A 13289-nucleotide genomic window follows, 5' to 3' on the forward strand; every position below is an offset into this window, starting at 1 on the left:
CCCGGTACGGATAGCGTCTGCACTATGTCTGATGCTGCGCAGCCCACCGCTGCCGAGGTACGCGCCGCCGCCGAGGCGGTGAAGACCGCGCTCGACCGCCACCTGGCCGCGGTCGAACGCCGGTCGGGGGAGGACGACCCGGCCGTCTACGAGGCGTTCAACCAGCTGGCCGCGGCCGCGGAGGCGTACGACGAACTGCTCTACGACCGCTACGACGAGGTCACCCCCTTCGAGATCCCCGGCGCGGAGGACGCGCCGCCCTACACCGGTCCCGAGGAGCCGGCGGCGCTCAGCGTGCTGATCCGCCGCGACTACGCCGTCGTGGAACCCCAGCGGCTGCGCGCCCACGCCCAGCGGATCGAGGCGGCCGACGACGAGACCTCGGAGGCGTCGGGCACCGTCCACGGAGCGCTCGGCCTGCTGTTCGGCGAGTTCGAGCCGGACGAGATCGCCTCCCGGCACAAGGAGTTCGGACTGGAGGAAGGCGACTCCACGCTCTGGGTGACGGCATCGGACGAACCCGCGGAACCCGGCGAGTGGCTGGAGGCGCCGTTCGAGCAGGTGGACCCGCAGCAGGTGGTGTGCCGCTTCGACGTCAGCGCGGTCTTCGACGACGACGAGGAGGACCTGGAGGACGAGCTGGACCCGGGCCTGGACGAGGACGAGGACCTGGAACCCCTCGACGCGGACCGCTGACCGCACCCGCCCCGCACGGCGGCGGCACCCCCGGGTGCCGCCGCCCGCGCACGGACCCGGATCAGCCCTCCGCCACCGGCACCTGCGGGGCCAGCAGCACCGGCAACCGGGTGGTCCGCGGCTTCGCCGTCACCTCGGCCACGGCACGCGGCAGCGCCTGCTCCACGCCGTGCACCACGGACAGATGCCGGTCGGCCCTGCCGAACGCCGTGTACACCCAGGGCCGGCTCAGCGCCTGCACAGCGTCACCGGGCAGCACCGCGACCACCGCGGGCCACCGGCAGCCCACCGTCTGGTGCGCGGTCAGCGCCCACCCGTGCCGCACGGACGACTCCACCCGCTCCCTCGGCACGACGATCTCCTCGCCCCCGCACTCCAGGTGCAGCCCTTCGCCGTCGGCCCGCACCACGCGGCCCGGCAGCGTACGCCCCGGAGCGGGGGAGTAGGCGACCCGGTCACCCGGGTCGAACCCGCCGAAGCGCCCCGGCCCCGGATTCAGCCGCTCCTTGAGCGCCGCGTTCAGCACACGCGTCCCCACCGCGCCCCCGTGCCCCGGGGTGATCACCTGGGTCTCCTCGGCCGGCACCCCGATCGCGCGCGGCACCGAGTCCACCACCAGCTGCACGGTCCGGTGCACGGCCTCCCCCGCGTCCCGCACCGGCACGATCACGACCTCCTTGCCGGGCGCCGCCACCTGGTTCAGCTCGCCGACACCGATGCCCGAGACCAGCTCGCCCAGCGGACCGGGGTCCGGCCGCCGCGAGGCGATCTGCGGGCAGACCCGCGCCGCCAGCAGATCCGCGAACACCCGCCCCGGCCCCACCGACCACAGCACGCCCGGATCACCGGCCAGCACCAGCCGTGCCCCGTCCGGCAGCGACTCCGTCACCAGCGCGGCGGTCTCGACATCCAGCTGCGGGGCGTCGAGCACCACCAGCAGATCCACGGCCAGCGCCCCGTCGGCGTCCCGCCCGGGCCCCTCGGCACCGGACAGCAGTCCGGCGACGGTGGCGACCCCGGACCCCCCGACCAGGCCCGCGAACCGGGCACGCCCCACCGGACCGTGGGCGGCGGCCCAGACCCGCAACCCCAGCCCCCGCGCGGCACCCACCAGTGCCGCCGGCTCGGCCAGCGAGGCCTCCCCGCCGGTGTGCAGCACCAGCCCGTGCCCGGCGACCGCCCGGATCAGCTCACCCGCGGAACCCTCCGCCGAGGCGGCCGCACGCTCCCACTCCTCGTCCGCACCGTCCCGCCCGGTCACGGAGTTGACCAGCCGGGCCAGCCCGTCGGCCAGACTCTCCTCGGCCAGCGCACACCGCTCCAGCCCCACCAGCACCCGAACCGGCCGCTCCCCGTCCTCCCCGGCTTCGCCGACGGCGTCCTGGAAGACGAGCACGTCCCCCTCCGAGACGGCGTTCCCCACGGTCTCCTCGGGCTCCGGCACCCCTTGCCGCCCCAGCGCGGCGACCAGCGCCGACATCTCCAGCACGGTGTGTCCGGCCAGCGCGGCCTGCTCCAGCAGCCACACGGTCACCGCCCGCCCCCGCCGCTCGTCGTCCGGCCCGGCCCCGGCGCCGAGCAGCGCCCGGGCGAACCCGTCCGCCTGCTCGGGCCGCACCCCGGGGACCCGCAGCAACTGCCAGGGATCGGCGCGCAGCACGTCGCCGCCCCCGTCCCCGAACACGCCGGCGGCCTGTACGGCGATCCCCTCCGGCGCGCCCCCCTGGACCAGCACCGCTCGCACCTCCTCGACGGCACCGGCGGCGGGGAGCACCGGGCCCGGGGTCACGGCCGGAACCCGGCGCTCGGGCTCGGGAGCGGGCCGCCGCGGCACGGGCCCGGCCTCCGCGAACACGGCGGCGGCCGGCTTCTCCCCGCTCTCCACGGCCCGCACGGCGGCCAGCAGATCCGCGGCCGTGCCGCTCAGCTTGCCCCCGGCCTCGATCGGCCCCTGCCGCTCCGCCTTCCGCCGCTCGATCCGCTCCCGCTCCACGCGCTGCGCGGCCAGCTCGGCCTCGGCCTCGGACACCTGCGCGCCCTCGGCGGACGTCCCCGGCTCCTCGGCGTCCTCCGCGGTCTCGGGCGGCTCCGTGCTCACAGCGTGCTCCAGTCGTGATCGGGATAGCGGTGCACGGGCGCCGACACGTCGTCGAGAGCCCGGCAGATCTCGTCAGGAAGACTAAGGGCCTCCACTGACAACGCCGCCGTGAGCTGCTGCGCGGTGCGCGCGCCGACGATGGGGGCGGCCACACCGGGCCGGTCACGGACCCAGGCGAGGGCCACCTGCAGCGCGGTCACGGCGAGCCCGTCCGCCGCCGTGGTCACGGCGTCCACGATGCGGCTCGCCGTGTCGTCGAGATACGGCTCGACGAACAGCGCGAGGTGCTCCGAGGCACCCCGGGAGCCCGCCGGCGCGGAGTCGTTGCGGTACTTGCCGGTGAGCACGCCCCGGCCGAGCGGCGAGGACGGCAACAGGCCGATGCCCAGATCGAGCGCGGCGGGAAGGACCTCGCGCTCCACACCCCGCTGGAGCAGCGAGTACTCCATCTGCGTGCTCGCCAGCCGGGTCCGCGCGCCCGGCGCGGCGAGCTGCCAGGTCGCCGCCTTGGCCAGCTGCCAGCCGCAGAAGTTGGAGACACCGGCGTACCGCACGCGCCCGCTGCCGACGGCGGTGTCGAGCGCGGCGAGCGTCTCGTCCATCGGGGTGAGGGGGTCGTAGGCGTGGACGTGCCACACGTCGACGTAGTCGGTGCCGAGGCGGGCGAGCGAGGCGTCCAGGGCGGAGAGCAGATGGCCGCGCGAGCCGTCGAAGCGGCGGTCCGGGTCGGGTACGCTCCCGGCCTTCGTGGAGATGACGAGGTCCCGGCGCGGCACCAGCCCGTCCATCAGCTTCCCGAGCAGGTACTCGGACTCCCCGTCGCCGTACACGTCGGCGGTGTCGACGAGGGTCCCGCCGGCTTCCCAGAACGTCTTCAAGAGGTCCGCGGCGTCGTGCTCGTCGGTGTCCCGACCCCAGGTCAGAGTCCCGAGCCCGATCCGGGACACGCGAAGGCCGGTACGGCCGAGATGCCTCTGCTCCATGAACGCCGAGATTACTGGCCAGAGCCTTTGGTGTGGGTGCCTGTGGACAACGGATTTCCCGAGGGGGTGACCGGTCGGTGCGGGCCGGGGACGGGCCCGCGAGGCCCGGCGCGTCGTGCGGTGCCCGGCGTGGGTGTGGGCCGGGGGGTGTTCGCGCGGCCCGGCGCTCACGGGGCGCCTCCCCCACTCTCGGCTTCTCCCCCACTCTCGACTCCGCTCGAGCGGGGGACCCCCATGAGCGGGAGGTACCCCCATCGCCCACCCTCCCCCACTCTCGGCTCCGCTCGAGCGGGAGGTACCCCCATCGCCCTGGGGGTACCTCCCAGGCCCTTGAGGCACTGGGGGAGGCACGACTGCCCGCGGTTACGCGGGGAGCGGTCGGCAGGCGCGTACGGCGGGAAGGGGGCGGGGCGGGGGTGGCCGCCCGCAGTGGCCGGCGCGTCCGCGCCCCGCACTCCTTCCGAGTGACGTGATCCGCGCCGGTCCGAGGACGGCCACCCCCGACACGGCCCCGACCCACCCACCGGCCGTGGGCGCTACACCCGCCCCCACCGGACCGAACGATGCGCCGCAGGCACAAGACCCGCACCCCCACCGAAGCCGCACAGGCGCCGCAGGCATCCCACCCGACCACCGGAGGTATAAGGTCTCCGCACAAACGACGTTACTCATCGGTAAGGGGAGAGCCGCCATGCAGCTAGGGATCAACCTCGGCTACTGGGGTGCCGGAATGGACGCGGACAACCTCGCCGTGGCCCAGGAGGCGGACCGCCTCGGATACGCCGTCTGCTGGGCCGCGGAGGCCTACGGCTCCGACGCCGCCACCGTCCTCACCTGGGTCGCCGCCCAGACCCACCGCATCGACGTGGGCTCGGCCATCTTCCAGATCCCGGCCCGTCAGCCGGCCATGACGGCGATGACGGCCGCCACCCTGGACTCCCTCTCCCAGGGCCGCTTCCGCCTCGGCCTCGGCGTCTCCGGCCCCCAGGTCTCCGAGGGCTGGTACGGCGTCAAGTTCGACAAGCCGCTCGCCCGCACCCGCGAGTACGTCGAGATCATCCGCAAGGCCATGACCCGCGAACGCCTCACCCACGACGGCGAGCACTGGACCCTCCCCCTCCCCGGCGGCCCCGGCAAGCCCATCAAGCTCACCGTGCACCCCCAGCGCGAGCACATCCCCCTCTACATCGCCGCCATCGGCCCGAAGAACCTCGAACAGACCGGCGAGATCGCCGACGGCGCCCTGCTGATCTTCCCCTCCGCCGACCACCTCGAGGACACCGCCGTCAAGCACCTCCGCGCGGGCCGCGAGAAGGCCGGCAAGACCCTCGACGGCTTCGACGTCTGCCCCACCGTCCCCCTCGCCGTCGGCGACGACAAGGACGTCACCACCCTCGCCGACACCTTCCGCCCCTACACCGCGCTGTACGTCGGCGGCATGGGCAGCCGCAAGCAGAACTTCTACAACCAGCTCGCCCGGCGCATGGGCTACGAACGCGAGGCCGCCGAGATCCAGGACAAGTACCTCACCGGCGACAAGCAGGGCGCGGCCGCCGCCGTCCCGCACGACCTGATCGACAGGACCACCCTCCTTGGCTCCGTCGACCGCATCGCCGACCGGATGAAGGCCTACGCCGCCGCCGGAGTCACCACCCTCACCCTCGCCCCGGCCGGCTTCACGCTCGACGAGCGCCTCGCGGCGCTCCGCGCCGGAACCGAAGCCCTGGAGCGCGCGGGTCTCGCGTAGGCCTCACGGCCGTGGCGGGGGCTCGGGGGCACCCCGCCACGGCCGTGACGTCCGTCACCCACCACAACGCCCGCCGACCCGCCCGGTTACGCCCCCGCGCCCCTCTCCCGTACTCCTTTCGGAGGAGTTGCCGGGCACACCTGTTGCCGCCACCCACCCCGCGCACTTGACTCGTTCTTTGCGGAACTGCGAAGCCGCGAAAGCCGGTAGAGAGCGGAAAGACCACGGAGAGCTGAAAGACCACGGAGAGCGGAAAACCCGCGGAGAGGTGGCCCACCATGCTTTCGGCCAAGAGTCTGTTCCAGGAGATCCTCGACAACGACGAGTCCTTCGCCCTGTTCTGCTCCATCGCCGCGAGCGGCGAGTCCCAGGGCGGCTGGGAGAACGCCCGTATCGCCGCGCTGGTCCCCGAGACCCGGCGCGAACTCGCCCCCAAGATCACCAGGCACGGCGCCGACGAGGACAAGCACGGCCGCATCTTCAACGCCCTGATGAAGAAGCGCGGCCTCAAGCCCGTTCCGGTCCCCCAGGAGACCGACTACACGATGCTCCTCGAGAACAACGGCATCGGCCTGGCCCACGGCCGGCTGAAGCGCGACGAGCCGCTCACCGTCCAGGACATCGTCACCTACCTCGCCCACAGCAGGGTCACCGAGCAACGCGCCTCCGAGCAGATGAACCTGCTGCGCAAGCACTTCTCCGACCACCCCGACCTCGGCCGCGCGGTCAGGATGATCTCCGACGACGAGGACAACCACCTCGCCTACTGCCACGAGGAACTGCTGCGCTTCGCGTACGCCGGGCACGGCCGCGCCATCCAGCGCACCCTGCGCGCGTGCGCGCTCGCGGAGATCCGCGTCTACCGGGATGTCAGCCTGGCGGTGATGGCCCACATGGGACGCATCCTCGGCTGGCCCGCACCCAAGGCGGCGGTCCTCGCGGCAGGCATCCACGCGGTGTACGCGTACGAACGCCTGGGCGGCTGGCGCCGCATGGTCTCCCTCAGGATGCCCGACCGCCGCAATGCGCTCGGCGGCCCGGCGGACCCGGAACCGGAGTTCGCGTGACCGCCCACCGGACGCCGACACGGCCCCTCACATCCACCCCCGCCGCTTGAACAGGCGGAACAGCAACACCTCCAGCCCCACCATCACCAGGACCACCACCGGATACGACCACTCCCACCGCAACTCCGGCATGTGCTCGAAGTTCATCCCGTAGATCCCCGCGATCATCGTGGGGACCGCGGCCATGGCCGCCCACGCGGAGATCTTCCGCATGTCGTCGTTCTGCCGCACGCTCATCTGCGCCAGGTGCGCCGAGAGGATGTCCGAGACCAGCCGGTCCAGCCCCTCCACGGACTCGTTCACCCGGGTGAGGTGGTCGTGCACGTCACGGAAGAAGGGTCGCACCCGGTCCTCCACGAACGGCACCTTCCCCCCGTACGTGCCGATCCCCGCCAGCCGCGTCATCGGCAGCGCCAGCGGCCCGGTGGCGCGGCGGAACTCCAGGATCTGCCGCTTGAAGTTGTAGATCTTGGACGCGGTGTACCGCGACCCCCCGCTGTCGGGGCTGAAGACCTCCGTCTCCAGCTCCTCCAGGTCGGTCTGCAGCTCGGTCGCCACGTCCAGGTAGTGGTCGACGACGGCGTCGGCGACCGCGTACAGCACCGAGGTGGGCCCCTCGCCCAGCAGTTCGGGCTCACGCTCGAGCCGCCGCCGCACGGCCCCGAGCGGCGCGTCCTCCCCGTGCCGCACGGTCACGGCGAAGGAGTCACCGAGGAAGATCATGACTTCGCCGGAGGAGACGGTGTCGCTCCGCGGCTCGTAGCCGACCGGTTTCAGCACCACGAAGAGCGAGTCGTCGTACACCTCCAGCTTGGGTCGCTGATGGGCCTTGAGGGCGTCCTCGACCGCCAGCGGGTGCAGGCTGAACTCCTGCGTGACCAGGTCGAACTCGTCCGCCGTCGGCTCGTGCAGCCCGATCCAGACGAACCCCCCGGCCGACCGCGCCTCGTCCAGCGCGTCGGAGAAGTCATGGGGCCCCTCCGACCGGTGCCCCTCCCGGTAGATGGCACAGTCGACGATCACGAAGCGTCTTCTCCCTCCCTCTCACGGACACCGCACCCGCGGATGCGCCTACCCTGGGCCGCATGCCCACGCTGCTCCTGGTCCGGCACGGACGTTCCACCGCCAACACCGAAGGACTGCTCGCCGGGTGGACGCCCGGCGTCGCCCTCGACGACCGCGGCGCCGCCCAGGCCGCCGCACTGCCCGGACGGCTCGCCGAACTGCCGCTGGCCGAGATCGTCACCAGCCCGCTCCAGCGCTGCCGGGAGACCCTCCGGCCGTTGCTGGACGCCCGTCCCGGCCTCACCCCGCACACCGACGACCGCATCGGCGAGTGCCACTACGGCGACTGGTCCGGCCGCAAACTCGCCGAACTCAAGGACGAGCCCCTGATGGAGGTGGTGCAGGCGCACCCGTCGGCGGCGGCCTTCCCCGGCGGGGAGTCCATGCGCGCGATGCAGACGCGCGCCGCCGAGGCGGTGCGCGAGTGGAACGCGCGCGTGGAGCGCGATCACGGCGCCGACGCCGTGTACCTCATGTGCTCGCACGGCGACATCATCAAGTCTCTCGTCGCGGACGCACTCGGACTTCATCTCGACCTCTTCCAGCGGATTTCCGTTGAACCGTGTTCCATCACCGCGATCCGTTACACACGGTTGCGTCCTTTTCTCGTCCGCCTCGGCGACACCGGCGACCTCGCGTCCCTGGCGCCGCGCGAGGAACCGCCGGCCGACGACGCCACGGTCGGGGGCGACGCGGGCGCACCGTGATCGTCGGGCGCAGTAGGGTGAAGCGGTCGCAGCAGAGTGCGTCCCCGTTTCGACCAGCCGCCCGTCCCCCCTCACCGCCCACCACGACTCTCAATGGAGACAGGACGTGTCCCGTCAGGTGTTCCTCTACGACCAACCGGAACGTTTCGTGGCCGGTACGGTCGGGCTGCCAGGGCGCCGTACGTTCTTCCTCCAGGCCTCCGCCGGCTCCCGGGTGACCAGCGTGGCTCTGGAGAAGACCCAGGTCGCGGCGCTCGCCGAGCGGATGGACGAACTGCTCGACGAGGTCGTGCGCCGCAGCGGCGGCAGCGCCGCGGTGCCCGCGATGACGCCGGCCGAGATCACCGACAGCGCCCCGCTGGACACCCCCGTGGAGGAGGAGTTCCGCGTCGGCACCATGGCGCTCGCCTGGGACGGCGAGGAGCAGCGCATGATCGTCGAGGCGCAGGCGCTCGTCGAACTGGACGCCGAGTCCGAGGAGGACCTCGCCGAGGCCGAGGAGCGGCTGCTCCAGGACGAGGAGAACGGGCCCCCGATGCTCCGCGTCCGGCTCACCGGCGCGCAGGCCCGGGCCTTCGCCAAGCGCGCCCTCGACGTCGTCAACGCCGGGCGGCCGCCGTGCCCGCTGTGCAGCCTCCCGCTCGACCCGGAAGGACACGTATGTCCGCGCCAGAACGGATACCGCCGCGGAGCGTGACGGCCGCAGACCCGACCACCGCGGCGCTGCTCGCCGAGGGTGAGCTGACCGTGCGCGGACGCATCCGCGAGGCGTCGAACGCGGCACTGTACTGCACCGTCACCCATGAGGGACGCGAGGCCGCCTGCGTCTACAAACCGGTCGCCGGGGAGCGGCCCCTGTGGGACTTCCCCGACGGCACGCTCGCCGGACGCGAGGTCGCCGCGTACGCGGTCTCCGAGGCGACCGGCTGGGGCCTCGTCCCGCCCACAGTGCTCCGCGACGGCCCCTACGGCGAGGGCATGTGCCAGCTGTGGATCGAGACGGTGCCCGGCGCCGAGCTCCTCGCCCTGGTCGACGGCGAGGAACCGGAGCCGGGCTGGAAGGCGGTCGGCTTCGCCGAGGTCGGTGAGGGCCGCACCGCACTGCTCGTGCACGCCGACGACGAGCGGCTGCGCCGGCTCGCGGTCCTCGACGCGGTGATCAACAACGCCGACCGCAAGGGCGGGCACCTGCTGCCCACCGCGGAGGGCCCGCTGTACGGCATCGACCACGGGGTCACCTTCAACGCCGAGGACAAGCTCCGCACCCTGCTGTGGGGCTGGGCGGGTGAGCCCCTGACCGCGGAGGCGCTGGACGTCCTCGAGGGCCTCAGAACGGCCCTCACCGACACCGGCGCCCTCACCGCCGCCCTGACCCCCCTCATCACCCGCGCGGAGATCGACGCCACCCGCGCACGCGTCGAGACGCTCCTCACCACCGGCATCCACCCGCGGCCGGGCGGCGACTGGCCGGCCATCCCCTGGCCCCCGGTCTGAACGGGACGGCGGCTCGTCCGGAGCCGGGCGGCGGCCGGCAGGTCATTCCCGGGCCTGGGTCCGAACGGGACGGCGGTCCGTCCGGAGCGGGACGGCCGCCCGCCCGGAACGGGGAGCAGCCCGGTCCGCACGGGAGGCGGTCCCTCCGGAACGGGACGGCCGACCCTCCGGAACAGGACCGGCAGCACACCGGACGGCGCGGCGCAAGAGCGCCTTCCCGGTCATCCGGCCTGCTCCCGTTCGTTTTCCGAACCGCGGTCCGGTTAGGCTCATGACATGCATGCCTGGCCCGCTTCCGAGGTCCCCGCCCTGCCCGGTCAGGGCCGCGACCTGAGGATCCACGACACCGCGACCGGAGGCCTGATCACCTCCGCCCCCGGTCCCGTCGCCCGCATCTACGTCTGCGGCATCACCCCCTACGACGCCACCCACATCGGACACGCGGCGACCTACAACGCGTTCGACCTCGTGCAGCGCGTGTGGCTCGACACCAAGCGGCAGGTTCACTACGTCCAGAACGTCACCGACGTCGACGACCCGCTGCTGGAGCGGGCCGAGCGGGACGGCCTCGACTGGGCCGAGCTCGCCGAGCGCGAGACCGCGCTGTTCCGCGAGGACATGACGGCGCTGCGGATGCTGCCCCCGCGGCAGTACATAGGCGCCGTGGAGGCGATACCCGGCATCGTCCCCCTCGTCGAACGGCTGCGCGACCTCGGCGCGACCTACGAGCTCGACGGCGACATCTACTTCTCCGTCGAGTCCGACCCGCACTTCGGCCAGGTCTCGAACCTCGACGCCGCCGCCATGCGGCTGCTGTCCGCCGAACGCGGCGGCGACCCGGACCGCCCGGGCAAGAAGAACCCCGTCGACCCGATGCTCTGGATGGCCGCCCGCGAGGGCGAGCCGAGCTGGGACGGCGGCTCCCTCGGCCGGGGCCGCCCCGGCTGGCACATCGAGTGCGTGGCCATCGCCCTCGACCACCTCGGCATGGGCTTCGACGTCCAGGGCGGCGGCTCCGACCTGGTCTTCCCGCACCACGAGATGGGCGCCTCGCACGCCCAGGCGCTCACCGGCGAGTTCCCCATGGCGAAGGCGTACGTCCACGCCGGCATGGTCGCCCTGCACGGCGAGAAGATGTCCAAGTCCAAGGGCAACCTGGTCTTCGTGTCCCGGCTGCGGCGCGACGGCGTGGACCCGGCGGCGATCCGGCTGGCGCTGCTCGCCCACCACTACCGCGCCGACTGGGAGTGGACCGACCAGGTCCTCCAGGACGCCGTGACCCGCCTCGGCCACTGGCGTGCCGCGGTCTCCCGCCCCGACGGTCCGCCCGCCGAGGCGCTGGTCGAGGAGATCCGCGAGGCGCTGGCCAACGATCTGGACGCCCCGGCCGCGCTGGCCGCCGTCGACCGCTGGACCGTCCTCCAGGAGGAGAGCGGCGGCACGGACACCGGCGCGCCCGGCGTCGTCTCCCGCGCGGTGGACGCACTGCTCGGCGTGGCGCTGTAACCGGACGCGACGACGAAGGGGCGCCCCGTTCAGAAACGGGGCGCCCCGACGTGTTCAGTCCTCCGACGAATCATCGCCGCCCGGGTCCGAGTCCGGGTCCGGGCCCGAACCGGTGTCCGAGCCCGGATCGGAGCCCGTCTCCGGCTTCGGCGGCTTCGACGGGCGGGTGCGTCCGCCCGGCCCCTCCCGCCGGTACGACGTACCGTCCGAGCCGTCGGCCGTGGCGTGCCCGCCGGGCGGACCCGACGCTCCGTCACGGCGCCGCAGATAGCGCTCGAACTCGCGGGCGATCGCCTCGCCCGACGCCTCCGGCAGCTCGGCGGTGTCCCGGGCCTCCTCCAGCGTCTGGACGTACTCGGCCACCTCGCTGTCCTCCGCGGCCAGTTGGTCCACACCCACCTGCCAGGCCCGCGCGTCCTCGGGCAGCTCGCCCAGCGGGATCCGCACGTCGATCAGGTCCTCCAGGCGGTTGAGGAGGGCCAGCGTGGCCTTCGGGTTGGGCGGCTGCGACACGTAGTGCGGGACCGCCGCCCACAGCGACACCGCGGGCACCCCCGCGTGCGTGCACGCCTCCTGGAGGATGCCGACGATGCCCGTGGGACCCTCGTACTTGGTCTCCTCCAGGTCCATGCGGCGGGCCAGGTCCGGGTCGGACGTGGTCCCGCTGATCGGGACCGGGCGGGTGTGCGGGGTGTCGCCGAGCAGCGCGCCCAGCACGACCACCAGCTCCACGCCGAGTTCGTGCGCGAAGCCGAGGATCTCGTTGCAGAACGAACGCCACCGCATGGACGGTTCGATGCCGCGGACCAGCACCAGATCGCGGGGCTTCTCGCCGCCGACCCGGACCACCGACAACCGCGTCGTCGGCCAGGTGATCTTGCGGACGCCGTCCTCCATGAACACCGTGGGGCGGTTCACCTGGAAGTCGTAGTAGTCCTCGGCGTCCAGCGCCGCGAACACCTCGCCCTTCCACTCCCTGTCCAGGTGCGCGACCGCGGTGGAGGCGGCGTCGCCGGCATCGTTCCAGCCCTCGAACGCGGCCACCATGACCGGGTCGACCAGCTCGGGAACCCCCTCGAGCTCGATCACCCAGTGCCTCCTTCCGACGTGCCCTCGCGTACGCCCCAACCTTACGGCGTGCTCACGGGGCGCCCGCAGCCCCCTCGCAGGGGGAGTGCCCCCATCACTGCCCCGTAGGGCGCCGGGAAACACCCTCCGGAGGGCCAGGGGCCCCGGGGCGGAAGGAGACGTTCACAATGTGGACCGCAGCCACTGCTCCACGCTCGCGATGTGCACCGTCGCCCAGGACCGCGCCGCCTCCGCGTCCCGGTCCCGCAGGGCGGCGAGGATGGCCCGGTGCTCGCGCAGGGTGTGGCCGACCGCGTCCTCCTGGGTGAGCCCGCGCCAGATCCGGGCCCGGGTGGTGGGGCCGGACAGGCCGTCGAGCAGGGAGCACAGCACGGAGTTGCCGGAGCCGCGCACGATGCCCCGGTGGAACTCCAGGTCGGCGGCGACCAGGTCCTCCACCGACGGCTCGTCGCCGAGCCTGTCCAACTGATCGGACAACGCGTCCAGTTGCTCCTCGCCGATCCGGGTGGCCGCCAGGGCCGTCGCGGCCGGCTCCAGGATGCGGCGCACGGCGAGGAACTCCAGGACCGTGTCGTCGCGGTGGAAGTCGACGACGAAACTCAGCGCCTCCAGCAGGAGTTGCGGGTCGAGACTGGTGACGTAGGTGCCGTCGCCCTGCCGTACGTCCAGGATGCGGATCAGCGACAGGGCGCGCACCGCCTCGCGCAGCGAGTTGCGGGACAGCCCCAGCTCGGCCGCCAGCTCGCTCTCCTTGGGCAGCCGGGCGCCGGGACGCAGCGTGCCCGAGACGATCATTCCCTTGATCTTCTCGATCGCCTCGTCGGTCACTGCCATACC

General features: G+C 73.1%; 12 protein-coding genes. 7 read left to right on the plus strand and 5 right to left on the minus strand.

The features are described from left to right. The first annotated feature begins 24 nt into the window (after positions 1-24). Entirely contained in the window at positions 25-696 is a 672-nt protein-coding gene (locus ACH5AO_RS21930) for a hypothetical protein (RefSeq protein ID WP_398927100.1), read from the plus strand. 61 nt (positions 697-757) lie between these two features. Here the strand turns inward: ACH5AO_RS21930 and ACH5AO_RS21935 are convergent, their stop codons facing one another. Both ACH5AO_RS21935 and ACH5AO_RS21940 read right to left on the minus strand, forming a co-directional pair. Then, positions 758-2794, minus strand: coding sequence for a helix-hairpin-helix domain-containing protein (locus tag ACH5AO_RS21935; RefSeq protein ID WP_398927102.1), 2037 nt, complete (start codon positions 2792-2794; stop codon positions 758-760). After that, entirely contained in the window at positions 2791-3777 is a 987-nt protein-coding gene (locus tag ACH5AO_RS21940) for an aldo/keto reductase (protein WP_398927104.1), read from the minus strand. Before ACH5AO_RS21940 ends, ACH5AO_RS21935 begins: the two co-directional genes overlap by 4 nt. A gap of 691 nt (positions 3778-4468) precedes the next feature. Between ACH5AO_RS21940 and ACH5AO_RS21945 the strand changes: the two genes are divergently transcribed. Both ACH5AO_RS21945 and ACH5AO_RS21950 read left to right on the plus strand, forming a co-directional pair. Next, the gene (locus ACH5AO_RS21945) at positions 4469-5524 is read left to right on the plus strand and encodes an LLM class F420-dependent oxidoreductase (protein WP_398927106.1); all 1056 of its coding nucleotides are present in this window, start codon (positions 4469-4471) and stop codon (positions 5522-5524) included. Positions 5525-5802: 278 nt separating this feature from the next. Further along, positions 5803-6591, plus strand: a complete 789-nt coding sequence (locus ACH5AO_RS21950; protein ID WP_398927108.1) for a ferritin-like domain-containing protein — start codon at positions 5803-5805, stop codon at positions 6589-6591. Positions 6592-6618: 27 nt separating this feature from the next. On the opposite strand, the gene corA is transcribed toward ACH5AO_RS21950, so the two are convergent. After that, on the minus strand, positions 6619-7614 hold the full coding sequence (corA, locus tag ACH5AO_RS21955; RefSeq protein WP_398927110.1) for a magnesium/cobalt transporter CorA: 996 nt from the start codon (positions 7612-7614) through the stop codon (positions 6619-6621). Between the two features lie 62 nt (positions 7615-7676). Here corA and ACH5AO_RS21960 point away from each other — a divergent pair, with 62 nt between their 5' ends. The 4 genes from ACH5AO_RS21960 to mshC all read left to right on the plus strand — a co-directional run bounded on the left by ACH5AO_RS21960 (position 7677) and on the right by mshC (position 11363). Further along, positions 7677-8363 (plus strand): histidine phosphatase family protein, encoded by a 687-nt coding sequence (locus ACH5AO_RS21960; RefSeq protein WP_217130316.1) that lies wholly within the window; start codon positions 7677-7679, stop codon positions 8361-8363. A 106-nt stretch (positions 8364-8469) separates the two neighbouring features. Beyond that, complete coding sequence (locus ACH5AO_RS21965) at positions 8470-9060, plus strand: DUF3090 domain-containing protein (RefSeq protein WP_030825853.1); 591 nt, start codon at positions 8470-8472, stop codon at positions 9058-9060. Further along, positions 9024-9857 (plus strand): SCO1664 family protein, encoded by an 834-nt coding sequence (locus ACH5AO_RS21970; RefSeq protein ID WP_398927112.1) that lies wholly within the window; start codon positions 9024-9026, stop codon positions 9855-9857. The genes ACH5AO_RS21965 and ACH5AO_RS21970 overlap by 37 nt, the downstream gene beginning before the upstream one ends. 276 nt (positions 9858-10133) lie before the next feature. After that, entirely contained in the window at positions 10134-11363 is a 1230-nt protein-coding gene (gene mshC, locus ACH5AO_RS21975; RefSeq protein WP_398927114.1) for a cysteine--1-D-myo-inosityl 2-amino-2-deoxy-alpha-D-glucopyranoside ligase, read from the plus strand. Positions 11364-11417: 54 nt separating this feature from the next. On the opposite strand, the gene ACH5AO_RS21980 is transcribed toward mshC, so the two are convergent. Further along, complete coding sequence (locus ACH5AO_RS21980; protein WP_398927116.1) at positions 11418-12452, minus strand: PAC2 family protein; 1035 nt, start codon at positions 12450-12452, stop codon at positions 11418-11420. Positions 12453-12614: 162 nt separating this feature from the next. Further along, entirely contained in the window at positions 12615-13286 is a 672-nt protein-coding gene (locus ACH5AO_RS21985) for a FadR/GntR family transcriptional regulator (RefSeq protein WP_398927118.1), read from the minus strand. Positions 13287-13289 lie beyond the last annotated feature (3 nt).

Source organism: Streptomyces sp. NPDC018964 (assembly GCF_044390325.1).
In the GTDB taxonomy this organism is placed as follows: domain Bacteria; phylum Actinomycetota; class Actinomycetes; order Streptomycetales; family Streptomycetaceae; genus Streptomyces.